This is a genomic window from Barnesiella propionica (assembly GCF_025567045.1).
GTDB classification, from domain to species: domain Bacteria; phylum Bacteroidota; class Bacteroidia; order Bacteroidales; family Barnesiellaceae; genus Barnesiella_B; species Barnesiella_B propionica.
Genome location: NZ_JAOQJK010000001.1, coordinates 288,139 through 313,389, shown reverse-complemented (window position 1 = coordinate 313,389; position 25,251 = coordinate 288,139). Strand labels below are relative to the sequence as shown.

Genomic DNA, 25,251 nt, shown 5'->3' with positions numbered 1-25,251 from the left:
AACCATTAAAAGGAAATACACATGACAGTACAATATCACATTCATATTCGCGGATTGGTGCAAGGTGTAGGGTTCCGTCCTTATATTTATCGTTTAGCATCGAAAGTGGGGGCTCGCGGGTATGTAGATAACTGCAATGACGGCGTATTTGTTCTCTTGCAAGCCGATGAAGAGCAGAAAGAGTCATTTCTTCGTATGCTGGATTCCCTGAAACCGAAAGTGTCTTCTATAGAGTCTGTTGAAATAACGGAACAAAACATCAGAGACCGGTATGAAGATTTTTTTATAGCACCCAGTTTTAGTGAAGGAAATGATATAACTCGTGTGAGTCCCGATATCGCTGTTTGCGAAAAATGTCTGGAAGACAGGAATATGCAACCTCACAGATATGGTTATCCGTTTATTAATTGTACACATTGTGGTCCTCGTTTTTCTATTATTCGTGATTTGCCTTATGACCGGTCTAAAACGACAATGGATGTATTCGAAATGTGTCCTCAGTGCGAATCGGAATACAAAAGAGTTTCCGACAGACGTTTTCATGCCCAGCCTGTGGCCTGTAACCATTGCGGGCCCTGTTATACCTTGCTGGACAGAAAAGAACGTATGAAACATAATTATCCTGATATAGTGGCCGATCTTATAGATTGTCTTCTTTATGGAGGTATCATAGCAATCAAAGGAACGGGAGGGTATAATTTATTGTGTAATGCGAAAGACAGTAAAGCCGTTTCGCGTTTACGTATACTGAAAGGAAGATATGCCAAACCGTTTGCGGTTATGTTCAGAGATACGGATGCTATTCGCAGATATATGCATTTGTCTGTCGTTGAGGAACAGTCCGTCACTTCCTGGAGACGACCTATTGTATTGCTCAGGGAACAATTGAAATTGAATAAGTCCTTAAATGAAGGATTGCATACTTTAGGAGTTATGTTACCTAATATACCGGTTCATTATGACTTGTTTTCTACGGGAGAATTGGAAGCCCTTGTCGTTACCAGTGCCAATAGGGGAGGAGATCCGATGCTCATCTCTGACGAACTGGCAAAGCAAGAGTTGATGCAGGAAGTTGACAGGATCGTGTCATATAACCGTGAAATATATAACCGGGTAGATGATTCTATTATTCGTAAAGTCGCGGGAGAAATGAGACTGATACGCAGAGCGAGGGGGTTTACTCCCGAACCGGTGAATAATGATGAAAATACCGAAGGAATTTTTGCTGCCGGTGCACATATCATTTCAACCTTTTCTTTAGGTAAAGGAGAACAGATCATTTCCAGCCAGTACATCGGTTCGCTCGAGAGCAAAACCAACCGTGTTTTCTATGAAGAATCTGCACAACATCTGTTCCGGTTATTTCGGTTCCGTCCCCGTCTTGTCGTATGTGATATGCATCCGGGTTATTATTCTTCTGCTTTTGCGGAGGGGTATGCCCGGCAACACAATATTCCGTTGTTGAAAGTCCAGCACCATCATGCACATGCTGTAGCTGTTATGTCGGAGTATCATTTGTTCGGGGATGTACTGGCCCTTTGTCTGGATGGGACCGGTTATGGAGAAGACGGTAATATATGGGGTGGAGAATTGTTTCGTTGTTCTCGTGAAAGCTATGAGCGTTTGTGTCATTTGCCTTATTTGCCTTTGCCCGGAGGAGATGCAGCAATTAAAGAACCCTGGCGTATGGCAGTTTCTCTTTTATATACATTATTTGGAAAAGAAGCTCCCTATCCGGCTGATTTTAAGAAACGGATCGGAGACCGTAAAATAATGCTGGTCGAGAGGATGATTGAACGTTCGGTCAATAGTCCTTTATCTTCGGGAATGGGCCGTGTGTTCGATGCGGTCGCATCTTTACTGGGAGTTACGGATATAAATTATTATCAGGCCGAAGCCCCTTTGCGTCTGGAACATCTGGCGGCAGACGATGTGAATTTCCATTACCCCTTGAACCCCGAAAACTCGTTGGATTTCAAACCGGTAATGACAGCGTTGCTCGAAGATTATCGGAAAGGAGTAGAAAGGAGGGTCATATCTGCAGCCTTTCACCGGACAATAGCGGCTATGTGGCTGCGGATGATTCGGAAAGCATCAGAAACAGAAAAATTAAAAACGATAGTTCTTTCAGGGGGTGTTATGCAAAATAATATTTTGAGTTCCCGACTGGTACATTTGTTAAAAAAAGACGGCTTTAGAGTTTATCTTCCTTCTAAACTTCCTTGTAACGATGCTGCAGTGTCGGTAGGACAGTTAGCTTGTGCAGCTGCTTTATATCATTCATAAAGAAGTGTATTATGCATGAATTATCATTAGCTATGAGCATTGTCGATCTGGTGGAACGCGAAGCGGCTAAAGCCCAGGCTTCCAAAATTCGAAGCCTGGAACTGGAAATCGGGAGCCTTGCCGGGATAGAGATAGATTCTTTATTGACTTCATTGCAAATGGTAATGGAACGTACAGCCTTACAGGATGTCCGGGTCGATATTTCCCGGGTAAAACCGAAAGCTACTTGTGAACAATGTGGGTCGGTATTCGAACCGCGAAGTTTATATACTCCTTGTCCCGTATGCGGAAGTTACGAGTCCTTTCTGGTTAATGGGCGGGAATTCAGGCTGAAGTCTATCGAGATCGAAAATATGGAAAACGAACAATTATAAAAACGAATAGATATGTGTGTAACTTGCGGATGTGGTTCCGATATGAGCCATGAAGAAATGCATAAGCATGGAATTGCCCATCATCATCACGATGAAGTCTCTACGCTGGAAATAGAACAAGATATTTTAGCGGAGAATAATAAAATAGCCATGTATAACCGGGGATTTTGGAAGGCAAAGAAAAGTTGGGCCATGAACCTGGTAAGTTCTCCCGGCTCAGGAAAGACGACTCTGCTGGAAGCTACGATACAACGGTTAAAAGGAAAATATGAGATGGCGGTGATTGAGGGAGACCAGCAAACCTCGAATGATGCCGACCGTATAAACCGTCTGGGAATTCAGGCTGTACAGATTAATACCCAAAACGGCTGTCATCTGGATGCACGCATGGTACGCAGTGCCATAGAGACGCTTGATATATCCGATTATACATTGCTCTTTATTGAAAATGTAGGAAACCTGGTATGTCCTGCGATGTTCGATCTGGGGGAGAATGCCAGAGCAGTAGTTATCAGTGTGACCGAGGGGGACGATAAACCTCTTAAATATCCTTATATGTTCGAAAGCGCTTCTATATGTGTAATTAATAAAGTCGATTTATTACCTTATGTCGATTGTGATTTGAAGCGTCTTAAAGAAAATGCCCGGAAGGTAAATCATCATTTGAGTTTCTTTGAAGTTTCGGCAACAAAGGGAACCGGAATGGATGAATGGTGTACATTTCTGGAAAAACAAATAAGAACAGGAGAGGAAAAATGAACTTTTTTGATGAGATGGCTTCCCGGTGGGATAATATATGTTATCATGATCCGGTTAAATTGCGTTTTATGCTCTCCCGGCTTTGTATGCATCCGGGAGATTCCGTCTTGGATGTGGGAACCGGTACCGGCGTCATGATTCCTTTTCTGAGGGAAATTATAGGAACGAAAGCTCCTGTTACGGCCGTAGACAGTTCTACCGGGATGATATCGGTTGCCCGAAGTAAATTTCGGCATGATGAACATACCCGTTTTTTCGTTCAGGACATAGAGAAGGATACCCCAGTTCAACAGTATGATCATATCATACTATATTCGGTATTTCCCCATTTATATGATAAGATAGCCGTTATCAGTCATCTGGTTAAACGGAATTTGAAAAGTAAAGGGGCATTACTCATCGCTCATTCACAGGGGCGTAAAGAATTGAATGGAGTACATGATAATATAGAAACTCCCGTATATTCCACACCTTTGATTCCGGTTGAAGAACAACGGAATATATTCCGGAAGGCCGGGTTGAAAGTTACGGAAGCTTATGAAAGCGATGAAATGTACTATTTACTTTTTCGTAAATAATAAAGATACTACTCTTGCAGATAGTCAAGAATATTTCCGCTGATTTGTTTCAGGGATATCTCGCAAATTTTTGTATCATATTCTGCCGAAAGGATGCGTTCTTCTGCATCCAGTAAACTTTTTTGTGCCTCTCGCATTTCTATACCCGACAAATTGCCGAGCATATAACGTTCCATGGCTATGTCCAGATTTTCTCGTGCTGCGATCAGATTGTCCCGTTCCAGTTTGAGCAATTCCAGATTATTCTGGTACGCCTGCCATAGATTTGACAAATCTGCTTTGAGCCCCAGTTCGAGTTCATCCCTTTGCAGTTTCGCATTTTCAATGGCTATCCGTGCATTTTTACGTTCGGACCGGCGGTTTCCGTCAAACAGATTAATACCTATTGTGACGCCTACGTCGAGTCCCCAGTTATTCCGTTGCGTATAAGTACCCGATCCGTATTTATTAAAGGTGTAACCATATCGGGAGTTTAATTTCAGGTACGGATAATTACGGGAGTTGACCGTCTTAAGGTCCAATTCCGACAGTGTATGGTTCTGCTCAGCTTTCAGTAAGCTCGCATTGGTTTTCAGTGTGTTTTCCCAAAGCTGATCGACCGGAGGAACCAGGTTGAGGCCGATAGTTGTGTCGGCTACCTGACATACATAGTCCATGCGTTCACAAGCCATCATTTCATTAAGCCGTATACGGGAAGATATAACTAGTTCCTGTTGTTTTAAAAGCTTTGCACTATCAGCGTTGAAATCTACTTTCGCCTGTTGCAGGTCGAGTCGTGAAAAACTACCTATTTCATATCTCGATTGAACGATGCGTAACCTTTCTTTAGAAAGAGAAACTGCATATCTCAGGTTCTTCAACCGTATTTGTTCCTGTACATAACTATAATATTCCGAGGTAAGTCCGGCAATGAAATCTTCTATCGCTATACGGGTATTAGTTTCACCCATTTTTTCCAGTTCTTTTAATTTTTCGTAAGTCGTGGAAATTTTAAAACCGTCGAATAATGTCCAGTTCAGATTCAATCCTGCATTGAATACCTGGTCATATATACCATTATCCGTATAAGAGTCGCCATTCCGGGGCGTAGTATTTATATTGTCTAAGGAACCGTCATATCCGGCCGATAAATCCAGAGTGGGGAGATATCCCGCATTTGCTATAGTGGCATTATTTTTACTCATATCACCTTCATTACGGGCGATACGTACCGAATAATTTTTTTCTAACCCTTCTTCCAAACAATCTTTCAGGGTGAAAGGAGTTTGGGAATGTGTCAAGGCCGAGTAACAAACAAGAGTAAATAACAGGATATATTTCATTTTTATTTGTTTTTTCGGTTAGTGGATATATAACTGTATATCGCTGGTACTATGTATAAGGTAAGCAGGGTAGATACCAGCATACCACCTACTACGGCAATACCCATTGCCATGCGGCCGTTAGCACCTTCGCCGGTCGCATATATCAGCGGAAGAAGTCCTAATACGGTTGAAGCGCTCGTCATAAGGATAGGACGAAGCCACTGTTGGGAGGCATCCAATATCGCATTTTTCTTGTCTTCCCCTGCTTCCTGTTTCTGGTTCGCAAATTCAACAATGAGAATACCGTTTTTGGCAACTAACCCTATCAGCATGATAATACCGATCTGACTGTAAATATTCATCGTCTGGTCGTTATAGTACATAAATATGAGAGCTCCGGCAATGGCCAGAGGAACCGTGAGCATGATAACGAGGGGATCCTTGAAGCTTTCGAACTGAGCAGCCAGTATGAGATAAATAAGGACAATTGCCAGAATAAATGCGAAGAGGAGGCTGGAAGAGCTTTCCCGAAATTCTTTGGAATCTCCGGCGAGGGCTGTCCGGAATGTATCGTCCAAAGTTTCTTTCGCTATTTTATCCATCTCTTCCAATCCTTGTCCGATGGTTTTGCCTTCCGCCAGACCTGCGGATATTGTAGCCGAAACGAAACGGTTGTACCGGTAAAGCTGTGGTGGAGCGATGCCCTCGCTCATATTGATGAGATTATCCAGTTGTATCATTTCGCCATTATCGCTTCGGACGTAAATGGATTTCAGGTCCGAGGGCTTATTACGTTGTTGCCGGTTTATTTCTCCGAGTATCTCATATTGTTTTCCGTTCATATAGAAATATCCCATCCGTTGTCCGCTCAGCCCGTATTGCAATGTTTGAGCGATATTGCGCGTACTGACTCCCATAATACTTGCTTTGTCCCGGTTTATTTCGATTCGGGCTTCGGGTTTGCTGAATTTCAGATCGACATCTGCCATTTGGAATGTCGGATTATCGTTCACCTTGGACATGAACACTGGCAGGACTTGCTGTAACTTGTCTATAGTAGTTGCCTGTAATACGTATTGTATTGGCATAGAACCTCGTCTGCCTCCAAAAGTGCTTTGTTGCTGGACAAAGGCGCGTGCCATCGTTTTTTTTCGTACGGCTCCTGATAATTCTTCGGCAATTTCCATCTGGCTGCGTTCTCTTTCGTTCATATCTTTCAGGAAGATACGGACGTTTCCGCTGCCGCTGGATACCCGGGCTGTAATAGATTTGGCTTCGGGAACCATAGAGTCGACCATCCGGTTGAGGTCTTCGGTATAGTCCCGTATATATTCATAGGTTATGCCTTCTGCCCCTCTTGTGTTAATCGTAATGGAGGAACGATCTTCCAGCGGCGCCATTTCGGCCGGTATATTGAACCACAACCATCCGATGGCTGTTAAAACGAAACCGATGAAAATCAATGCCCATATTCTGTGCCGGAGGAAAAATTTGAGGGAGTTTTTATAATGCCGGTTCATTCCTTCGAAAAAGGGCTCTGTTTTCCTGTAAAACCAGTTGTGTTTTTCCCTGCGGACCAGAAGTTTCGTTGCCAGCATGGGGGTGAAAGTAAGAGCTGCGAAAGTCGAAATAATGACCGCTCCTGATATTACAATACTGAATTCACGGAAAAGTCTTCCCGTCATACCTTCCATAAATACGATGGGGAAGAAAACAGCAACGAGAGTAATAGAAGTTGAAATTACGGCAAAGAATATTTCTTTAGCTCCTTCTATCCCGGCTTCTTTCGGCTTCATTCCCTTTTCTATGCGTATATATATATTTTCGGTCATAACGATAGCATCGTCGACCACAAGTCCTACGGCCAGAACAACAGCCAGCATAGATAATACATTGATGGAGAACCCCGCCAGATACATAACGAAAAACGAACCGATAAGCGAGACAGGGATTACTATACAGGGAACCAGAGTAACCCGCCAATCCCGAAGGAACAGAAAGATAATGATGATTACGAGGATAAATGCTTCGTATACTGTATCTTTTACTTCTTTGATGGAAGCACGGATGAATTTTGTATTATCAAATCCGTAGCCGGTTTTAACATCATCGGGAAGGTCTTTTTGCATTTGCTCCATACGCGCATACACCGCGTCGGCTATTTCTATATGGTTGGCTCCGGGTTGCGGAATCACAACGACGCCTACCATAGGGACACCGTTCATTTTCATATAACTACGAGTGTCTTGCGGACCAACTTCGGCACGTCCGATATCCCGGAAACGTATGACCTGATTTCCGTCCTCTTTTATGATAAGGTTGTTGAACTCGTCCGCCGTATGCATGAGTCCCAGTGTCCGTATCGTCAATTCGGTCGTATTACCCTCTATACTTCCCGAAGGCAGCTCTACATTTTCTTTGTCGATCGCGTTCTTCACATCTACCGGTGTTATCCCGCACCCGGCCATTTTCACGGGGTCCAGCCAAAGCCTCATGGAAAAACGTTTTTCTCCCCATATTTCTACACTGCTTACATTACTGATTGTTTGCAGTTGTTCTTTTACGGTAAGGTCTGCTATTTCGCTTATCTCTAATAAAGAACGTTTATCACTTTGTATAGATACCATGAGAATAGGTGAAGCGTCCGCATCTGCTTTTGATACGGTGGGCGGATCACAGTCGCGGGGCAAATAGCGCTGGGCGCGCGATACTTTGTCACGTACATCATTGGCTGCCGTTTCCAGGTCGGTGGATAATTCGAATTCTACGGTGATACGGCTTTGTCCTTGCCGGCTTACACTGGAAAGCGAACGTATACCCGGAATACCGTTGATATTTTGTTCCAAAGGTTCCGTTATCTGGTTCTCGATAACATCTGCGTTTGCTCCGGGATAGGAACATACGACAGATATGATAGGATTATCTACTGAAGGATATTCTCTTACGCCCAGATAGTTGTATCCGATAAAGCCGAAAAGCAGGATAACAAGAGTAAGTACGGTTGCCAGTACGGGACGGCGGATACTTAATTCGGATATATTCATGAGGACGGGGAATTAATTAATGTTTTCCAAAATTACATCCAGTCCGGTGCGTAATTGCAGCGTACCTGATGTAATAATCGTATCTCCGGGGGTTAGTCCTTGTGTTATCTGTACGCTTGAAGCCGTGCGAATACCGGTTCTGACTTCGACAGGCATCGCCTTTCCGCTTTTGTAAAGATATACTTTATCCACACCCATTTCAGGAACGATTGCTTCGGACGGAATTGCGATGGCATTAGGTATTTCATGCAGCTTGAGACGGATACCGGCGAAGCGTCCCGGTAGTAATTCATTCCGGGTATTGGGGTAAAGTGCACGTACCGATAATGTATGTGTCGTGGAATTAACTTGCGATTCCGTTGCGTATACTGTTGCTGCATATTCCTGTAAATGCCCGTCGATAGTAAATGTGAGCCTGGTTCCTTTTTTTATCTGTGAAGCATAACGTTCGGGAACGGCGAAGTCTATTTTTAACGGAGATATTTTTGTCAATAATGCAATGGGAGTATTGGGTGCGGCATAAGCACCTTCGCTAACCTGGCGTAATCCGATGATCCCGTCGAAGGGTGCACGCAATTCCGTTTGAGCTATATTGGCCTTTATCAGTTCTATATCTGCTTTCAAAGTTGCAAAATCGGTAGTTGCCTGTTGGTATGCTTCTTTACTCACGGCGTCTTTTTCCAGTAAAGCGTTCTGACGATAAACCCTGTCCTGGGCAAGTTTATATTGAGCTTCCAGTTTTTTTAACTGGGCTTGCAAAGGTTTGTCATTGACTTTGGCCAGTAAGTCTCCTTTGTGCACTGCACTTCCTTCGGTAAAGTTTATACTGACGATTTTCCCGGATGTTTCAAAAGAAAGGGCGACTTCTTCGTCCGGTATGAGATTCCCTGACGGTTTGATTTCATCCGTGAGTTTTTGGGCTTTAATTATCGCAGCCTTGACGTTTAATGGTTTTTTTTCTTTTCTTTTACCTTTAACAGGTATTTCTTCCAGCGTGTCTTGATTCTTGCTGAGGGTCGGATATAAGACTATACCTGCACCTACTGCGCAAATAAGCCCTATGACGATCCATCGGGTCTTTTTATTCATGATAAGAAGATAGACTATAGATTATCCTTGATTTGTAGCGATAAAAATACAAAAAAACGATAGTAAGAAAAACATATGCTGAATTTTTGCGTAAAAAAAAACATTCTTTAATGAAGGATTAAAAAGATGTTTTTTCCTATTGACGTACGATAAAAAAAGTAAACAAAAGTGTACGGTTGATTGTTTTAATTTTACTAACTAAAAAAAAGTATGAAGAAAATAGAATTGACTTTGCTGGCGGCATGTGCCGGATATGTGATATTGGTCGTTATCTTTCTGGTCGAGCAGATGATGGGTGTACTTATGCCAAGACCGGTCATCTTTCCTTCATTGTCGGGGTCTATGCTTTGGGTGGGCTGGGTCGCATCGGCTTGTATGTCTTTCGTCGTAGCTGTTGCTTATACGTGGTTCTTTAATAATATGTTTTCCTGGATCAAAAATACAGGAATGCGAGGGGTCGTGTACGGAGTGCTTGTCAGCATTATAATTATCGTTTCCATGTTATATGCCACTAATGATGAAATAGCATCTTTGAACGGGGCTATCGAAGCTTATGGCATTATGATCGCTTACGTCGCTTACGGATTTGTCTTAGGACGAATCGTAGGCCGGGTAAAGAATTGAACTTGCAATCTGCTATTAAAAGAAAGGTTTTTATGTGGAAATGAAATTTTTTTGTTATTATATTTTGTGTTTGTAAAAATAAGTTTTATTTTTGCCGACAGATAAATAAAAAATGAATAGAAACGTACGACATCATGCAAGGCATCATTTCTGACTTCGTAAGAGGTGAGCGGCATGTTATGTTTGTATAAATAAAGATATAATGAGAAGGCTTACCTGTTCGGGTAAGCCTTTTTTGTTACCGGAATGATCATCGTCATTAATTGAAAAGATATTATGTTACGTATTGCTGTACAGTCTAAAGGACGTTTGTATGAAGATTCGATGGCTTTGCTGGCCGAAGCCGGTATAAAACTTTCTTCCGGGAAGCGTACATTGCTTGTCCCTTCACGGAATTTTCCTGTGGAGATATTGTTTCTGAGGGATGACGATATACCCGATTCGGTTGCTTCAGGGGTGGCGGATGTAGGTATTGTCGGACTGAACGAGCTCTTAGAAAAAGCTAAGAAAACCCGTGAAGTGAAACGTTTGGGTTTCAGTAAATGCCGTTTATCCCTCGCCATACCGAAAGATGCCGTTTATAAAGGACTCGAGTGGTTCTCCGGAAAAAAGATCGCAACGTCTTATCCCGGGATATTATCTGCTTTTCTCAATGAAAAAGGAATAAAGGCGGACATACATGTCATTACCGGATCGGTTGAGATTGCTCCCGGTATAGGATTGGCCGATGCTATTTTTGATATTGTGAGTTCTGGCAGTACGCTTATCAGCAACCAGTTGAGAGAAGTCGAGGTCGTTGTGGACTCCGAGGCCGTGCTTGTTGCCAATGAAAACCTTACTCCTGAGAAGAATGAAATCCTGGAAGAACTGGTATTCCGGATAGGAGCTGTACAGGCAGCGGATAGTAAGAAATATATTCTGATGAATGTTCCCAAGTCTCAATTGGAAGACGTATTAGCCGTATTGCCGGGGATCAAGAGCCCTACGGTCATGCCGTTGGCGAATGATGAGTGGTGTTCGGTACATACGGTTCTGGAAGAAAAGTATTTTTGGGAGATAATCAATAAATTAAAAGCAGCCGGGGCCGAAGGTATTCTTGTGCTGGATATAGAAAAAATGATTTTATAAATTAATGGTACAAATTATTAAATACCCGGCTCGGGAAGATTGGGAACGGGTGATGGCCCGCCCCGATAACGATATTTCGGAATTGCACCGTACGGTGGGCGAAATACTGGCAGATGTCCGTGTACGGGGAGATGAAGCTATCCGGGAATATGGGAAACGATTTGACGGAGTGGAACTTTCATCACTGGAAGTTACCCCCGGAGAGTTTGAAGAAGCAGAAACACTTGTATCTCCGGAGTTACGTTTTGCCTTAGGAGTTGCCTCGGCGAATATAGCACGTTTCCATGCTTCACAGGTTATAGCAGGTAATCCGGTCGAAACAACGACAGGGGTAACTTGCTGGCAAAAATCTGTAGGAATAGAAAAAGTAGGTTTGTATATTCCAGGAGGAACGGCTCCGTTATTTTCTACTGTACTGATGTTGGCTGTGCCGGCAAAAATTGCCGGATGCAAGGAGATCGTAATATGCACTCCTCCGGGAAATGACGGAAAAATACATCCGGCTATCCTGTACGCCGCACGTATTGCGGGAGTGACGAATGTGTTTAAGATCGGAGGTACACAGGCTATAGGGGCTATGGCCTACGGAACGGAAACTGTTCCGAGGGTATATAAAATTTTTGGTCCCGGAAACCGGTACGTTATGGCAGCCAAGCAATTGGTAAGTTTGAAAGATGTCGCGATAGATATGCCCGCGGGCCCGTCGGAAGTGATGCTTATTGCAGACGGGACAGCGGATATAGAATTTTTGGCAGCCGATTTTCTTTCCCAGGCAGAGCATGGTCCCGACAGCCAGTCTATATTGCTGACCACCGATGAGGAGCTGGCCGATTCGCTTTCGGAAACAATAGAACGTCAGCTTGGAAAATTGAGACGCCAGGAGCTGACTCGCAGGTCGTTAAGTCATAGCAGTATCGTCGTTTTGAAAGATGAAAAGGAGATTATGGATTTTGCAAATGCATATGCTCCGGAACACTTGATAATACAATGCGATAATTATGGTTGGTATGCCGATAAAGTGGTCAATGCTGGTTCCGTTTTTTTTGGAAAATATACTCCTGAAAGTGCAGGAGATTATGCTTCGGGAACAAATCATACGTTACCGACCAGTGGTTATGCCAAAGCTTATAGTGGAGTGAATCTGGATAGTTTCAGCAGAAAAATAACATTTCAGGAAATAACGGAAAAAGGGCTGGTTTCCCTGGGGCCTGTCATCGAGACAATGGCATCTTTTGAACAGTTGGACGCGCACAAAAATGCAGTAACGGTAAGGTTAAATGAAATAATATCAAAAAACAAAAAACAATGACAGAAATAGAACAGTTGATGAGACCTAATATTCTCAGGCTGACTCCTTATTCTTCGGCCCGTAGTGAGTTTAAAGGGGAAGCTTCCGTATGGCTGGATGCTAATGAAAGTCCTTTTAACACCCCTTATAACCGTTATCCCGATCCGTTACAATCCCGTATCAAAGAAAAAATCGCTCGAATAAAAGGACTCTCTCCCGATTCTGTTTTTTTGGGAGCCGGAAGTGATGAAGCAATAGACCTTCTGTTTCGTGTGTTTTGTATTCCCGCCCGCGATAATGCAGTAGCTATCGAACCTACTTACGGGATGTACGAAGTATGTGCGAACATTAATGATGTGGAATACAGGAAAGTGCCGTTGGATGAAGAGTTCGATTTCGATCCTGTAGATTTACTGGCTGTGGCCGACGATCATACCAAACTGCTTTTTATATGTTCTCCTAACAATCCTACCGGCAATACTTTCGACGCATCAAAAATAAAATACTTGCTGGATAATTTTAGAGGAATTTTGGTGATAGATGAGGCCTATATAGATTTCTCTTCGCAGGACTCATTCTTGAAACGTCTTCCCGATTATCCGCGGCTGGTTATTTTGCAAACATTTTCAAAAGCATGGGGAAGTGCCGGTGTAAGGTTGGGAATGGCGTTTGCGTCGTCCGGAATAATAGAGGTATTCAATAAGGTTAAATATCCGTATAATATCAATGCGCTTACTCAGGAATATGCTTTAGAGATACTGGAAAAGGAAGAATGCGTAAAAGAATGGGTGGACGTATTGTTACGGGAACGTTTGAAACTGGAAACCCTTTTGCAGGAATTTCCTTTTGTTACCAAAGTCTATCCCAGTGATGCCAATTTTTTATTGGTAAGAACACGAGATGCGGCCGCCTTATATAATTACTTGCAAGATAAAGGTATTATTGTGCGTAACCGTAATAAAATAACTTTGTGTTCTGGTTGTTTGCGTATAACGGTAGGGAATGCAGAAGAAAACAGAATATTGGTAGAAGCACTTGCAATATATGGAAAATGAATCAAAGAAAATATTGAAAAGATGTTTGTTCATCGACCGGGACGGGACATTAGTCGTAGAACCTCCTGTTGATTACCAGCTCGATTCGCTGGATAAACTTGAATTTATTCCCGGTGTATTCCGCAATTTATCTTTTATGCGTAAGAATCTTGATTTCGAGTGGGTGATGGTGACCAATCAGGATGGCCTGGGTACACCTTCCTTCCCGGAAGAAACCTTTTGGCCTGTACATAATAAGATGTTGTCTGCATTTAAAGGAGAAGGCATTACATTCGATGAAATACTGATAGACCGTTCTTTTCCTGCAGAGAATAAACCGACCAGAAAACCGGGGACGGCGATGTTAAAGCATTACATGGATGGTAAGGATTATGACCTGGCTTCTTCTTATGTAATCGGTGACCGCATTACCGATATAATGCTGGCCCGTAATTTGGGATGTAAAGCCATTTATTTTAATAGTGATGCCGATGCTGCCGATCGGTTAGAGCAAGAAGGGCTCTCTTCCTGTTGTGTGTTGATCGCCGAGAATTGGGATGAGATAACCGAATATCTTTTTGCCGGAGAACGTACAGCTACCGTTAGCCGGAAAACTTCGGAAACGGAAATTTCGGTAACATTGAATCTGGACGGAAAAGGATTGTGCGATATATCTACGGGACTTGGGTTCTTCGATCATATGCTTGCTCAGATAGGGCGTCATTCAGGCATGGACTTGTATGTACATACAAAGGGTGACCTGTATGTGGATGAGCACCATACGGTAGAAGATACCGCTATAGTTCTGGGTGAAGCTATAAATAAGGCATTAGGAAATAAAAGAGGGATAGAACGTTATGGTTTTTGTTTGCCAATGGATGATTGTTTGTGCAGAGTCGCCCTTGATTTTGGCGGCAGGCCTTGGTTGGTATGGGATGTAGAATTCCACCGGGAAAAAATTGGAGATATGCCTACCGAAATGTTCTTTCATTTTTTTAAATCATTCAGTGATTCCGCCCGTATGAATCTAAATATCAAAGCGGAAGGAACGAATGAACATCATAAGATAGAAGGGATATTCAAAGCATTTGCCCGGGCTCTTAAAATGGCGGTAAAAAGAGATGTTTTTCATTATGAACTACCTTCTTCCAAAGGTGTTTTATAGAAGAGAAATATTTTATTAAAATTTAGATGATGCCGGATAATATTCTCCGATTATTTTTTTATACTTTTGTATCGGATGGTACGGAGTCGCATATATGCGGTGAACAGGTTCTCCGTATGATTAAAACGAATAATCATTTATAAAGAAAATAGACGATGAAAAAGAGTATGTTTTGGATTCTTTCCGTAGCACTTATTGCCGGAATGTCCTCTTGTAAACCCAGTCAGAGCGCTTATAAAGCTGCTTATGAAAAAGCACAGGAAAAACCTACTGTAGCTGAAGAAATTGCCGACCCTGAATTTCGTCCGGTAGCTCCGGCCCCTGCAACACCGGCTGCTCCGGTACAAACGCCTCAGATCCGTGAATCTTCGGAACGTATCAATGCCGTGGACGGTAATGATGCTTTGCTTAAGGAATATAATGTGATTGTAGGAAGCTTTATCCAGAAAGTGAATGCCATGGGTTTGAGAGACCGCCTTATTGCCGACGGATATACGGCTATCCTGGCTCAGAATGCCGAAGGGATGTTTCGGGTCGTAGCTTGCAGTTTTGATAATCGTCCTGATGCTGTGACAGCTCGTGAACAGATCAAACAGAAATATCCGGAAAAGCTTATTAAAGACCCCTGGTTGCTGATTAACCGGTAAGGCTTTTGTATTTGGAAATAATAAATAACGGTAACCTTTCGAAAAAGGTTGCCGTTATTCTTTTTTATAATATAGCCGTAAGTCTGAAAAAATAGAATTTTTGAAATTTGATTAATAAGGTATTGAGATAAAGTGGAATATTACCGGAGTATATTTTAATGCAATCTTTTTTATTTATGATAAAATACGGATAATAGAAGACGGGCGGCGCGTCACCGATTTATTAAGACAATGAGGCAGGAGGAATAGGGATACCAGGTATGCCGGTTTATGAGGGCGACATGTTCAGGCCGGCAGAAGTGATATCGGATGTCATATTGCCTAAAATGAATGGCTTTGAATTATGTAAAGTGATGGTGGAAATAAATAACAATATTCCGGTATTTATGCTGAAAGCTTCGGGAACAACAAATGATAAACTGGAAGGGGTTCTATTCTGATCCAGACGATTATATGGAAAAATCTTTTGACTTTTGGGAGCTGGATGCCTGTATAAAAGTGTTGCTGAAGTGAAAAAATGATGCAGTCGTTAATCTGTGTCCTGCGGTGATTGAATAGGCGGTTAGTATCCTGTGCCGGGAAAGAGATAATGTTTTCTCCCAAAGGAAATATAACCTGCTGTTTTTCATGGCAGAAAACGTAAAAAGAGTATTGTCTCAGATCTTGATAGCTTATATGATACGCACTCGTAAGATACCTTTTATTCAAAGTTATGCTTCCCGTTCGGTATTGATATTAACAGTAATGATTATGACCGCTGGTATTTTCATTCCGTTTACGATATTGGGAAAGGCTGTAAATTTAAAGCCTCTTTCCGGAAGTTATTTCGGTATTCTATTCTGTTATTGCGTTCTTACCCAGGTAGTGAAAAAGTGATATGTCAGGGAATTTGGCAGGAACTATAAGATAAAAGGACACATTGCCGTATTCTCCGGTATTGGGATTGTAATACATACCAGTGGTTTTTTATAAAAATTGAAAGCGTTGTCCTGAAAATAAAAAAGAATCGCCATGTAGCGATTCTTTTTTTAGTTGCGGGAGCCAGACTCGAACTGACGACCTTTGGGTTATGAGCCCAACGAGCTACCACTGCTCCATCCCGCGATGTTTGTGAGTGCAAAGGTACATAAGATTTTTTATTTTGCAAATTTTTTGTGCAGTTTTTTTGTTTATTTGCTGTTTGTTTTGTTTAATTATTTGATAATGTGTGGTTTGTTTTGTCATTTTCGTGGTAATATAGAAAAAGGCAATGAGGGGATATGCCGAAATATTGTACATGTACAGGATTGGGGGACCTTGGATTAAATAGGTCGGTCATTTAAGGGAACGGGATATTGACATATTTGTAGTTTATGTTTTATAGCAGCTGACGATTTGTTATAAAAAACAGTGTAAAATTTGTCATATTGGGACTTAATTGTTACTTTTGCGCAGTTTTTTTACAAATGTGCACACGAAGGAGTTTATAACACATGCCTAAAACAAAAGAGATGCTTATCGATGTCGCCCGTAGGCTTTTCGCCCGTAACGGGGTTGAAAATACCACAATGAACGATATCGCATTGGCATCGGGAAAAGGGCGGAGAACGTTATATACTTACTTTAAAAGCAAGAATGATGTTTACTGGGCCGTTATCGAATCAGAGTTAGACCATCTGTTGCAACGGCTTAGTGAGGTAGCGAATAAGGATCTTCAGCCCGAAGAGAAATTATTGAATTACATATTCATCCGTCTGGAAGCCGTTAAAGACACGGTACTTCGAAACGGGACGCTCAAAGCCGAATTCTTCCGCGATATCTGGCAAGTGGAAAAGGCTCGTAAGAACATCGATAACCAGGAGTTGAACCTTATCCGGGGTATACTGGAGGAAGGTGTGGAGAAAGGGGTGTTTCAAATGCCCAATGTCGCGGCGACAGCTTCGGTTTTACACTATGCTCTTAAAGGATTGGACGTTCCTTATATCCGTGATAATTTTGCGGAGCTTGGTATTGAACGGCTTAAACTGAAAGAGTACATAATGGATTTTATTTTATACGGAATTAAGAAATAAGAAAATAATTATGTACATCAACTCAACCGGTTATTATATTCCCGAAGAAAGGGTAGATAATAATCATTTTTTGAATGTAAACGGGCTGACGGGAGAATGGATCGAACAGCGTACAGGTATCCGTACCCGCTCTAAAGCTGGAGAACATGAAAATAGCAATACGATGGGGATAGCGGCTATCCGCAATGCGGTTCCGGGTTTGCCTTATCCTATTGAAGAAGTCGATCTTATCGTGTCGGCTTGTTATTCTCCTTACGATACAGTGGCTACGTTGGCTCACGTCGCACAAAAAGAGTTTAATATTGAAGAAGCAAAAGCTCTGTATGTTTCCTCGGCATGTTCGTCGTTTACGAACGGGCTCGAAGTTGTCGAAGGTTATTTTGCCGCAGGAAAAGCAACTAAGGCGTTAGTGATATGTTCGGAGCATAATACATATTATAGTAATGAATCGGATCCGAAGTGCGGTCATTTGTGGGGCGATGCTGCAGTGGCGGTATTTATATCCAAAGAACCGCAAAGAGAAGGTGAATCGGAGATTCTGGAGGTTGTGACGAGAGGATTGGCTACATTGGGCAAAGGTCCCGAGGGAGTGCGATTACGCCCGAAAGAAGACGGCATAGCAATGCCGGAGGGACGGGATGTATTCCTGCATGCTTGCAAATATCTGGTTGATGCGCTTGAACGTATAACCCGTAATCGCAATATGACGATTTCCGATCTGGATTATATTATATGCCATCAGGCCAACAAGCGTATTGTGGCTAATGTCGCTCACCAGCTAAGATTTCCGGATGAACGGTTTCTGAACAATATAGAGGAACTGGGCAATACCGGTTCGGCTAGCGCGATGTTAGTGTTGGCACAACATATACACGAATTGAAAAAAGGTACTATGGTAGGACTTACTGTTTTTGGAGGAGGTTATTCGAGCGGAGGTTTCCTGGTACGTATTTGACGAATATTAATATAGATAGCCTACGGGCTGCAAAAAGAAGAAAGATATGAAATTATTAGAAGGAAAAGTTGCTGTCGTTACCGGCGCAGCGAGAGGTATAGGTAAAGCCATTGCTCTTAAATTTGCTTCGGAAGGAGCGAATATCGCTTTTACCGATTTGAATATAGATGATAATGCCAAAGCTACCGAAGCCGAAATTGCCGCACTGGGTGTAAAGGTAAAGGGATATGCTTCGAATGCTGCGGATTTTGAAGATACGCATAAGGTCGTGGAAGAGATCATGAAAGATTTCGGACGTATCGATATCCTGGTTAATAATGCCGGGATCACCCGTGACGGACTTATGATGCGTATGACCGAACAGCAGTGGGATATGGTACTTACCGTAAATCTGAAATCCGCGTTCAATTTCATCCATGCCGTTACCCCTATCATGATGCGTCAGAAAGGCGGAAGTATCATCAATATGGCATCGGTAGTGGGAGTTTCCGGTAATGCCGGACAATGCAATTATTCCGCCTCCAAAGCCGGTATGATAGGTTTGGCTAAATCTATTGCAAAGGAACTCGGTTCCCGTGGCGTTCGTGCCAATGCAATTGCACCCGGTTTCATTATTACCGATATGACAGCTGCTCTCTCGGACGAGGTGAAAGCCGAATGGGCAAAACAAATTCCATTGCGTCGTGGGGGTACGCCGGAGGACGTGGCCAATGTGGCTACTTTCCTGGCTTCTGATTTGTCTTCTTACGTGAGCGGTCAGGTGATCCATTGCTGCGGCGGTATGAATATGTAATATAAACTATCCAAACAGCTTGCACGGAAGGATAAAAGACGGGAATGTTCCCGGCTTTTCCTTCCGTTTTTATTATTATCTTTGTCTGCAAATAATAAGATCATGGAAGTAATCTACGAAGATAATCATATTATAATAGTAAATAAAAATAACTCTGAGATCGTACAGGGAGATAAAACGGGTGATACTCCTTTGTCCGAGATTCTTAAATTATGGCTAAAAGAAAAATATGCTAAGCCGGGGAATGTTTTCGTAGGTGTTACCCACAGGCTGGACCGCCCGGTGAGCGGGCTGGTGGTTTTTGCCAAGACCAGTAAAGCGTTGTCCAGGTTGAACGATATGTTCCGTAACGGAGAAATGAAAAAGAGTTATTGGGCTATAGTGAAAAACCGGCCGCCAAAAACAGAGGACGAGATAACGCATTATCTGATACGGAATGAAAAACAGAATAAGTCTATAGCTTACGATGCGATGAAACAAGGAGCACGGCAGGCTGTTTTGGGATATAAACTTATTGCTTCCAGTGATCGGTATCATTTGTTGGAAATCGATTTAAAAACAGGCCGTCATCATCAGATCCGGTGTCAATTGTCAAAAATAGGATGTCCCATTAAAGGAGACCTTAAATATGGGGCCGAACGTTCCAATCCTGATGGGGGAATCTCGCTTCATGCTCGTCATATCAGTTTTGTACATCCTGTGTCGAAACGACTTGTAGAAGTAACGGCTCCCGTCCCTGATAATAGTTTGTGGAAAGCATTTGAAGAGCAGGTGGCAAAGACAAAGTAAGTTTATAGGGCAAAACCAATCTTTATCTTTTTGCCTTTTACTTTTTCCTGTGAAATTTGTTTCAAGGTTTTATGGGCTTTCTCCCGGTTTATTGCTACGTAAGAGTAGTGATCTTTGATATCTATGGAGCCGATATCTTCCTTCCCAATTCCTCCTTTTTGTATGAGGAAACCTACGATATCTCCTTTTCCCAGTTTTTCTTTTTTCCCTGCCGAAAAATGCAAGGTAGTCATGGGAGGCACAGCCGGTTCCATTGTCGTAGGAGATAGCGTGATTGTCCGGGCGTCTTTTTTTACATATTCGGGCATCTGTTCCGTGCTACCCAGGATCAAGTAAGCGTTTCCGTCGGCATGCATACGCGCCGTACGGCCGTTCCGGTGTATGTAAGTCTCCTCGTCGAGGGGAAGATGGTAATGGATGATATGTTTTACTTCCGGTATGTCCAGTCCGCGGGCAGCCAAGTCGGTAGATATGAGGATGAAACTGCTCTGGTTCCTGAATTTACACAAGGCCCTTTCCCGGTCGGGTTGTTCCATGCCGCCGTGGAAAGCCTCGTTGATTATTCTTTTAGACGTCAAGAATCCGTTTATCCGTTCCACACTTTCTCTCTGGTTACAGAATATAAGGGTGAGTCCCGGATCAATGTTTTGAAGGAGTGATAATAATGTTTCGAGTTTATCCTTTTCGGGAGATTGAACATAGAATACCGATAGTCGTTTTTCTTTGACGGGTATATTCAGGTAGTTCAGCTTTTTCGGATTTTTTATGCCGGTAAAGGCAGGAATATCTTCGCTGTCGGTTGCAGAAGTGAGAATGCGCGTCTTTACTTTGCACAGTGGTTTCAGTATCGATGACATTTGTTCCTGAAATCCTAACTCCAGACATTTATCGAACTCGTCCAGAACAACCGTATGCACGTTTTCAAGAAAGATATTTCTCCGTTCTATATGATCCAGTATACGGCCGGGAGTTCCTACCAGTATATCCGGAGCCATCGAAAGGGATTTTATTTCCTCTTTTACCGGGTGGCCTCCGTAACAACAGCATACTTTGAAACCCGCGGCGATGGTTCGCAATACACGGTCTATTTGCAGGGCGAGTTCTCTGGACGGGACGATTATGAGTGCCTGTACCATTTGTCTCGGAGGTTGCATATGAAATAGGACAGGAAGCAGGAAAGCGAGCGTTTTCCCCGATCCGGTGGGTGAGAGAAGGACGATATCGCCGGCTTCGTTACATATTTCTATGGTTTTGTTTTGCATTTCGTTCAGCCGTTCGATACCTAAGTTCCGGCAGGCTTTTAACGCGAGTTTTTCTTTTGATTCCATGTGTACAAAGTTAATATATTTTTCGGTAGCCCGGTCTTATATGGTATATATGAACATTGTAATTTGGTATCGAATCTTTTTTTGTTCGTTATAAGTAAAGTAAGTACCTTCTATCCCGGTGACTCTTAGAAGATATTTTTTTGATTCTTCTCCTGATCGCCGGCCGTTCTATTTTTATGAAATGATATACTATTATTAAGATTATTAGAATATTAGAAAAAAAAGTTGTATATTTGAAATGGAAAAAATATACCGATATGGACATTGAAGAGGAAATACCTAAATTTGATATTCCTACGGATTACATCGTAGGAGACAACATAACGGGTGAGATTCTTAATCTTTATGGCAAATTTCCTTGTAAGATAAAAGCGGGTATTTTTGCCCTTTGTGTGAGAGGAACGATTCGTGCCACGGTGAACCTGGCTGAATTTACGATTTGTGAAAATGATTTTGTAACCCTTATACCTAATACATTCATTCAAATACATGAGGTGTCGGATGATGCCCTGCTTTACTTCGTAGGCTTTTCTTCTCATTTTGTAAACAGTTTTAATTTCATTAAGGGTACTATGGATTTTAGATCCGTTATAGTGGAAAATCCCATAGTTCCTTTATCGCCTGAAATACTCCCTATATATCGGGATGCCATAGCATTGCTGGCAAGAGCTGACAGTTCTCCCGATGCGATTCTTTCGAATGAAATCATGGGACCGGTCATGGATATATTTATTCATGGTATAGCCGGTATATACAAGCAGGGTACTCAATGGAAAAAAACGGCTCCTACGAGGGAGAACGAAATATCCCGCGAATTTATACAGCTGGTATTGCAATATTATACGCGCGAACATAGCGTCTCTTTTTATGCAGATAAGATGGGAATCACCTTACCGCATTTTTGTTCTACGATAAAAAATGCTACAGGGCAGACGGCACTTGAAATCATATCGGGAGTAATTATTATGGATGCCAAGGCACAATTGAAATCAACGAATTTGCCTATTAAAGACATATCCATTTCATTAGGTTTTAATAATCCTTCCTTTTTTAATAAGTATTTCAAGCAACATGTGGGAATGACCCCGCAGGAATATCGTAACGAATAGTTCTTATCAGGTTGCATCTTGTATTTTGTTCAGAATATTTCCGGTGGTGTTCCCTGGATTTATTTTATATATTTGCATACCAATATGGAATATATGACGGTAGAAGATATAAAAATGTGGGAACATACTGTTATTCCCGGTTTAACTTGTAATATACTGGAAGGTAGCAGTAATATATTGGTTTCGGCTCCTCACAGCGTAACTCACAAACGTTATGATGAGGCTTCGGGGACTTTTGCCGAGAAACCGTCCGAAATATATACAATCGCACTGGCACGCTTGCTGAACCAACATATAGGCTGCCATGTGTTTTATAATACAAATACCGGTATCGATCCGAACGACGATCCTGTGGAGGAACATCCGGATATTCCGGTTGCTCCCTGCGAGTACAAAAAGAATCTGGAAATTTATGTGAAGGAACATGACATTCGTTTTCTCGTTGATATACATTTGGCAAATCCGGCACGCCCTTTTGATTATGAACTGGGAACGAATGAAGGAATAAATATACTGAATCAGGGGATCATTACCGGTTTGTTTTCCTGTATAGCCGGAATTCATATACCCGGAGTCAGGGTTCTGATAGATGAACCGTTCAAAGCGCATAATCCGAATACCATTTCGCGGTATATCAATAAGTCATGCGGTATTCCCGCACTTCAGATAGAAATCAATGGTAATTATTTCAATATAAAGAAAGGGACGGGATACTTTGAGAAGACATTTCGTATACTTTGCGATTACCTGAATGGAATAAAGGTCGTTGCAGGTGATTATGAGCAATACTCTTTTTATACACCGGTAGCCAGCAGTAAACATAAACCGCAAAACAGGGTGGAACTTTGTAGCCTGGAAGGGGTGATAAACGGAGGAGAAATAGATATCTACAATTTAGAGGGAAAGAAAGAGACAGGAACCGTTGTAATTAACAAAGGGATAGAGCCCGAAAAAGCGGGGATAACCGAGCGTTTGTTAAAATCATTGTTTCCCGAAACGGCTTCGCAGTTGCTCCTGGTCCATAAAATGAATTATAATAAAGTCTCTTATTCCATACCTTACCATGAGAACATCGTTTATAATAAACTGCTTGTGTCGAAGGATATTTATGATTCGTTGGACGAGAAAAAAAAGATAATCGTTTATAATAGTATATCTGGAATATCAGGATGTTTTGAGACAGTACCGTATACCGATGGGAAAAAGGCTACGATTTTTCCTTATTATTATCAGCGCCGTTTATTGGAAATCGATATTTTTACGAGGCTCGATACCGAAGCTTTCCGGACACTGTCTTCTGTTGCCGGTAAAGCTTTTATAGAACGGTGTTATGCCCCCGTCCATAATAAAGAGGGGAATGTATCGGGATATGAGATAAAACCTCTCGATAATGATTGTTTGCAGGAGTTGAGAGATTTATGTAAAAAATGCCTGCTTCTAAATAATATTTTGTATAAACCTGCGGTCTTTCCGGAAGACGGTTCCATTACACAGGCCCGGTGGTTGCACAAGGCTGTTTGCAGCAAGACCCTTATGCTTAGGTCTGCCCGGTCGAAAGAGACCGATGACAATATCGACGTGATACGTCTTACGAAAAATCATCAGCATATCTTGGGTGTAGAAGAGAATGATTGCGTAATAGTTACCTATATGAATCGCTCGGCAAAAGTAAGGGTGCTGACTTTGGAAAGAGAGGATTATGCACGTATCATCCAGATAAATAACGGTGTTATTGATATCAATGATATGGATATGGTTGTCTGTATTCCATTTAAAATACGTACAAAATTATGTATGTACCGTGAGAATGCCGGGGTGGTTTCTATCGAACGGGATATGAAAAGCGTTATAAAAAAGAATATATTTCTGTACGTTATGACTTTTATAGGTATATTTATAGCACTGTTGGAACTTAAATTGCCGGTTTGGATTACCGCCTTGTCCGTTATGGGACTAAGTTTCTTTTTTATATATCTTATCCTAAGTGTAGAGCGGAATAAAGTGAATGACATTAATAAAGAATGAAAAATGAAAAAAACAGGTTGGGCTTTATATCCTAAGTCCACATTAAATAATAAGAACCAGGCTTTTAACTGGCTGGAAGAAGAAGCCCGTAAATATGATATAGATCTGCAGGTATTCTTTTTTGAAGACATATTGATTCCGGCCGGAACGAAGGGTGCATGCCTGTGTGCGGGAGAATTGCGCCAGCTTCCCGACTTCGTGCTGATGAGAGGATATGAAAGTATAATATCGGTATATTTCGAGATGCGCGGTATTCCCGTTTTCAACACTAATGAATCTATGGTAATATCCCGAAATAAAATGTTGTCTCATTTGCACCTTTCCTGTGCAGATATACCTACTCCCCATACCGTATATTTATCCGGAGGCGCATATGATTATGAGCATTTATGCTCACTTTTCGGAAATAAAAAGTTTATTATAAAAAACATAGAAGGGTCGAAAGGAGAAAATGTATATCTGGTTAATTCTGGAGTGGAAATGAAGGAAGTTTTAGAGAAAGAAGGTGAACGCTGTCTGGCTCAGGAATATATAGAGACGAGCCGGGGAAAAGATATACGAGTGTGGGTGATAGGAGGCGAGATTGCCGCCTCGGTAATGAGGCATTCCGATACTTCGTTTAAATCCAATTACTCTTTAGGAGGCCGGGTCGCTCCTTTCGAGATGAATAGAGAAGTTGGGGATATCGCTGTCCGTGCTGCCCGTGCAATTGGCCTGGACTTTGCCGGAGTGGACATATTGTTTGCCGGAAGTTCCTATACTGTATGCGAGATTAACGGTAATGCCGGTTTTCGTACTCTTTCCTGTTTGCCTCAGAAAACTAATTTACCGGCACATTTATTTCGTTATATTCATGCGGTTATAACTAAATGTTAATGGAA

The 25,251-nt window shown here is 42.1% G+C and carries 23 protein-coding genes and 1 tRNA gene; 19 read left to right on the top strand and 5 right to left on the bottom strand.

Going from position 1 to position 25,251, the window contains the following annotated elements; translation table 11 throughout:
• Positions 1 to 21 precede the first annotated feature (21 nt).
• The 4 genes from hypF to OCV73_RS01320 are packed head-to-tail and all read left to right on the top strand — an operon-like array spanning position 22 to position 3,997.
• Entirely contained in the window at positions 22 to 2,286 is a 2,265-nt protein-coding gene (hypF, locus tag OCV73_RS01335) for a carbamoyltransferase HypF (protein WP_147548502.1), read from the top strand.
• An 11-nt stretch (positions 2,287 to 2,297) separates the two neighbouring features.
• On the top strand, positions 2,298 to 2,660 hold the full coding sequence (gene hypA / locus OCV73_RS01330; RefSeq protein ID WP_147548500.1) for a hydrogenase maturation nickel metallochaperone HypA: 363 nt from the start codon (positions 2,298 to 2,300) through the stop codon (positions 2,658 to 2,660).
• Positions 2,661 to 2,672: 12 nt separating this feature from the next.
• Positions 2,673 to 3,419: a hydrogenase nickel incorporation protein HypB gene (gene hypB, locus OCV73_RS01325; RefSeq protein WP_147548498.1), complete on the top strand. Its 747-nt coding sequence runs from the start codon at positions 2,673 to 2,675 to the stop codon at positions 3,417 to 3,419.
• Complete coding sequence (locus tag OCV73_RS01320) at positions 3,416 to 3,997, top strand: class I SAM-dependent methyltransferase (RefSeq protein WP_167551186.1); 582 nt, start codon at positions 3,416 to 3,418, stop codon at positions 3,995 to 3,997. The genes hypB and OCV73_RS01320 overlap by 4 nt, the downstream gene beginning before the upstream one ends.
• Positions 3,998 to 4,005: 8 nt before the next feature.
• Here the strand turns inward: OCV73_RS01320 and OCV73_RS01315 are convergent, their stop codons facing one another.
• From OCV73_RS01315 to OCV73_RS01305, 3 genes are read right to left on the bottom strand one after another with little or no spacing between them, the layout of a single operon-like run.
• Complete coding sequence (locus OCV73_RS01315; protein ID WP_147548494.1) at positions 4,006 to 5,319, bottom strand: TolC family protein; 1,314 nt, start codon at positions 5,317 to 5,319, stop codon at positions 4,006 to 4,008.
• A 2-nt stretch (positions 5,320 to 5,321) separates the two neighbouring features.
• Positions 5,322 to 8,345, bottom strand: a complete 3,024-nt coding sequence (locus OCV73_RS01310) for an efflux RND transporter permease subunit (RefSeq protein WP_147548492.1) — start codon at positions 8,343 to 8,345, stop codon at positions 5,322 to 5,324.
• Between the two features lie 12 nt (positions 8,346 to 8,357).
• A complete protein-coding gene (locus OCV73_RS01305) occupies positions 8,358 to 9,434 on the bottom strand; it encodes an efflux RND transporter periplasmic adaptor subunit (protein WP_147548491.1) in 1,077 nt (358 codons plus the stop codon).
• Between the two features lie 210 nt (positions 9,435 to 9,644).
• Between OCV73_RS01305 and OCV73_RS01300 the strand changes: the two genes are divergently transcribed.
• The 8 genes from OCV73_RS01300 to OCV73_RS01265 all read left to right on the top strand — a co-directional run bounded on the left by OCV73_RS01300 (position 9,645) and on the right by OCV73_RS01265 (position 16,196).
• Positions 9,645 to 10,058: a DUF6789 family protein gene (locus tag OCV73_RS01300; protein WP_147548489.1), complete on the top strand. Its 414-nt coding sequence runs from the start codon at positions 9,645 to 9,647 to the stop codon at positions 10,056 to 10,058.
• 276 nt (positions 10,059 to 10,334) lie between these two features.
• A complete protein-coding gene (gene hisG / locus OCV73_RS01295) occupies positions 10,335 to 11,186 on the top strand; it encodes an ATP phosphoribosyltransferase (protein WP_147548487.1) in 852 nt (283 codons plus the stop codon).
• A 4-nt stretch (positions 11,187 to 11,190) separates the two neighbouring features.
• On the top strand, positions 11,191 to 12,495 hold the full coding sequence (hisD, locus tag OCV73_RS01290) for a histidinol dehydrogenase (RefSeq protein WP_147548485.1): 1,305 nt from the start codon (positions 11,191 to 11,193) through the stop codon (positions 12,493 to 12,495).
• Positions 12,492 to 13,529 carry a histidinol-phosphate transaminase gene (gene hisC / locus OCV73_RS01285; protein WP_147548483.1) on the top strand — a complete coding sequence of 346 codons (1,038 nt, stop codon included), beginning with the start codon at positions 12,492 to 12,494 and terminating at the stop codon, positions 13,527 to 13,529. Before hisD ends, hisC begins: the two co-directional genes overlap by 4 nt.
• Positions 13,530 to 13,539: 10 nt before the next feature.
• A complete protein-coding gene (gene hisB / locus OCV73_RS01280) occupies positions 13,540 to 14,673 on the top strand; it encodes a bifunctional histidinol-phosphatase/imidazoleglycerol-phosphate dehydratase HisB (RefSeq protein ID WP_167551191.1) in 1,134 nt (377 codons plus the stop codon).
• 155 nt (positions 14,674 to 14,828) lie between these two features.
• Positions 14,829 to 15,320: an SPOR domain-containing protein gene (locus OCV73_RS01275; protein ID WP_147548479.1), complete on the top strand. Its 492-nt coding sequence runs from the start codon at positions 14,829 to 14,831 to the stop codon at positions 15,318 to 15,320.
• Between the two features lie 260 nt (positions 15,321 to 15,580).
• Positions 15,581 to 15,760, top strand: a complete 180-nt coding sequence (locus OCV73_RS01270; RefSeq protein WP_147548478.1) for a response regulator — start codon at positions 15,581 to 15,583, stop codon at positions 15,758 to 15,760.
• 187 nt (positions 15,761 to 15,947) lie between these two features.
• Positions 15,948 to 16,196, top strand: coding sequence for a hypothetical protein (locus tag OCV73_RS01265; RefSeq protein ID WP_147548477.1), 249 nt, complete (start codon positions 15,948 to 15,950; stop codon positions 16,194 to 16,196).
• Between the two features lie 156 nt (positions 16,197 to 16,352).
• On the opposite strand, the gene OCV73_RS01260 is transcribed toward OCV73_RS01265, so the two are convergent.
• Positions 16,353 to 16,424 (bottom strand) — tRNA-Met (locus OCV73_RS01260).
• Positions 16,425 to 16,792: 368 nt separating this feature from the next.
• On the opposite strand from OCV73_RS01260, the gene OCV73_RS01255 reads away from it, so the two are divergent.
• From OCV73_RS01255 to OCV73_RS01240, 4 genes are all read left to right on the top strand, one after another.
• Positions 16,793 to 17,371, top strand: coding sequence for a TetR/AcrR family transcriptional regulator (locus OCV73_RS01255; RefSeq protein WP_147548476.1), 579 nt, complete (start codon positions 16,793 to 16,795; stop codon positions 17,369 to 17,371).
• A gap of 10 nt (positions 17,372 to 17,381) precedes the next feature.
• Positions 17,382 to 18,326 (top strand): 3-oxoacyl-ACP synthase III family protein, encoded by a 945-nt coding sequence (locus tag OCV73_RS01250; RefSeq protein ID WP_147548475.1) that lies wholly within the window; start codon positions 17,382 to 17,384, stop codon positions 18,324 to 18,326.
• Positions 18,327 to 18,372: 46 nt separating this feature from the next.
• The gene (gene fabG, locus OCV73_RS01245) at positions 18,373 to 19,119 is read left to right on the top strand and encodes a 3-oxoacyl-[acyl-carrier-protein] reductase (RefSeq protein ID WP_147548474.1); all 747 of its coding nucleotides are present in this window, start codon (positions 18,373 to 18,375) and stop codon (positions 19,117 to 19,119) included.
• A gap of 102 nt (positions 19,120 to 19,221) precedes the next feature.
• A complete protein-coding gene (locus tag OCV73_RS01240; RefSeq protein ID WP_147548473.1) occupies positions 19,222 to 19,908 on the top strand; it encodes an RluA family pseudouridine synthase in 687 nt (228 codons plus the stop codon).
• Between the two features lie 2 nt (positions 19,909 to 19,910).
• Here the strand turns inward: OCV73_RS01240 and OCV73_RS01235 are convergent, their stop codons facing one another.
• Positions 19,911 to 21,236, bottom strand: a complete 1,326-nt coding sequence (locus OCV73_RS01235; protein WP_147548472.1) for a DEAD/DEAH box helicase — start codon at positions 21,234 to 21,236, stop codon at positions 19,911 to 19,913.
• A 257-nt stretch (positions 21,237 to 21,493) separates the two neighbouring features.
• Between OCV73_RS01235 and OCV73_RS01230 the strand changes: the two genes are divergently transcribed.
• The 3 genes from OCV73_RS01230 to OCV73_RS01220 all read left to right on the top strand — a co-directional run bounded on the left by OCV73_RS01230 (position 21,494) and on the right by OCV73_RS01220 (position 25,246).
• Positions 21,494 to 22,345: a helix-turn-helix domain-containing protein gene (locus OCV73_RS01230; RefSeq protein WP_147548471.1), complete on the top strand. Its 852-nt coding sequence runs from the start codon at positions 21,494 to 21,496 to the stop codon at positions 22,343 to 22,345.
• An 84-nt stretch (positions 22,346 to 22,429) separates the two neighbouring features.
• Positions 22,430 to 24,370, top strand: coding sequence for an N-formylglutamate amidohydrolase (locus OCV73_RS01225; protein ID WP_147548470.1), 1,941 nt, complete (start codon positions 22,430 to 22,432; stop codon positions 24,368 to 24,370).
• A 3-nt stretch (positions 24,371 to 24,373) separates the two neighbouring features.
• Positions 24,374 to 25,246, top strand: coding sequence for an ATP-grasp domain-containing protein (locus OCV73_RS01220; protein ID WP_147548469.1), 873 nt, complete (start codon positions 24,374 to 24,376; stop codon positions 25,244 to 25,246).
• Positions 25,247 to 25,251: the final 5 nt, after the last annotated feature.

What these genes read in the sequence shown, in the direction of transcription:
- hypF (WP_147548502.1), top strand. Translation starts at nt 22, where the DNA reads ATGACAGTACAATATCACATTCATATTCGCGGATTGGTGCAAGGTGTA.
- hypA (WP_147548500.1), top strand. Translation starts at nt 2,298, where the DNA reads ATGCATGAATTATCATTAGCTATGAGCATTGTCGATCTGGTGGAACGC.
- hypB (WP_147548498.1), top strand. Translation starts at nt 2,673, where the DNA reads ATGTGTGTAACTTGCGGATGTGGTTCCGATATGAGCCATGAAGAAATG.
- OCV73_RS01320 (WP_167551186.1), top strand. Translation starts at nt 3,416, where the DNA reads ATGAACTTTTTTGATGAGATGGCTTCCCGGTGGGATAATATATGTTAT.
- OCV73_RS01315 (WP_147548494.1), bottom strand. Translation starts at nt 5,319, where the DNA reads ATGAAATATATCCTGTTATTTACTCTTGTTTGTTACTCGGCCTTGACA.
- OCV73_RS01310 (WP_147548492.1), bottom strand. Translation starts at nt 8,345, where the DNA reads ATGAATATATCCGAATTAAGTATCCGCCGTCCCGTACTGGCAACCGTA.
- OCV73_RS01305 (WP_147548491.1), bottom strand. Translation starts at nt 9,434, where the DNA reads ATGAATAAAAAGACCCGATGGATCGTCATAGGGCTTATTTGCGCAGTA.
- OCV73_RS01300 (WP_147548489.1), top strand. Translation starts at nt 9,645, where the DNA reads ATGAAGAAAATAGAATTGACTTTGCTGGCGGCATGTGCCGGATATGTG.
- hisG (WP_147548487.1), top strand. Translation starts at nt 10,335, where the DNA reads ATGTTACGTATTGCTGTACAGTCTAAAGGACGTTTGTATGAAGATTCG.
- hisD (WP_147548485.1), top strand. Translation starts at nt 11,191, where the DNA reads ATGGTACAAATTATTAAATACCCGGCTCGGGAAGATTGGGAACGGGTG.
- hisC (WP_147548483.1), top strand. Translation starts at nt 12,492, where the DNA reads ATGACAGAAATAGAACAGTTGATGAGACCTAATATTCTCAGGCTGACT.
- OCV73_RS01275 (WP_147548479.1), top strand. Translation starts at nt 14,829, where the DNA reads ATGAAAAAGAGTATGTTTTGGATTCTTTCCGTAGCACTTATTGCCGGA.
- OCV73_RS01270 (WP_147548478.1), top strand. Translation starts at nt 15,581, where the DNA reads ATGCCGGTTTATGAGGGCGACATGTTCAGGCCGGCAGAAGTGATATCG.
- OCV73_RS01265 (WP_147548477.1), top strand. Translation starts at nt 15,948, where the DNA reads ATGGCAGAAAACGTAAAAAGAGTATTGTCTCAGATCTTGATAGCTTAT.
- OCV73_RS01255 (WP_147548476.1), top strand. Translation starts at nt 16,793, where the DNA reads ATGCCTAAAACAAAAGAGATGCTTATCGATGTCGCCCGTAGGCTTTTC.
- OCV73_RS01250 (WP_147548475.1), top strand. Translation starts at nt 17,382, where the DNA reads ATGTACATCAACTCAACCGGTTATTATATTCCCGAAGAAAGGGTAGAT.
- fabG (WP_147548474.1), top strand. Translation starts at nt 18,373, where the DNA reads ATGAAATTATTAGAAGGAAAAGTTGCTGTCGTTACCGGCGCAGCGAGA.
- OCV73_RS01240 (WP_147548473.1), top strand. Translation starts at nt 19,222, where the DNA reads ATGGAAGTAATCTACGAAGATAATCATATTATAATAGTAAATAAAAAT.
- OCV73_RS01235 (WP_147548472.1), bottom strand. Translation starts at nt 21,236, where the DNA reads ATGGAATCAAAAGAAAAACTCGCGTTAAAAGCCTGCCGGAACTTAGGT.
- OCV73_RS01230 (WP_147548471.1), top strand. Translation starts at nt 21,494, where the DNA reads ATGGACATTGAAGAGGAAATACCTAAATTTGATATTCCTACGGATTAC.
- OCV73_RS01225 (WP_147548470.1), top strand. Translation starts at nt 22,430, where the DNA reads ATGGAATATATGACGGTAGAAGATATAAAAATGTGGGAACATACTGTT.
- OCV73_RS01220 (WP_147548469.1), top strand. Translation starts at nt 24,374, where the DNA reads ATGAAAAAAACAGGTTGGGCTTTATATCCTAAGTCCACATTAAATAAT.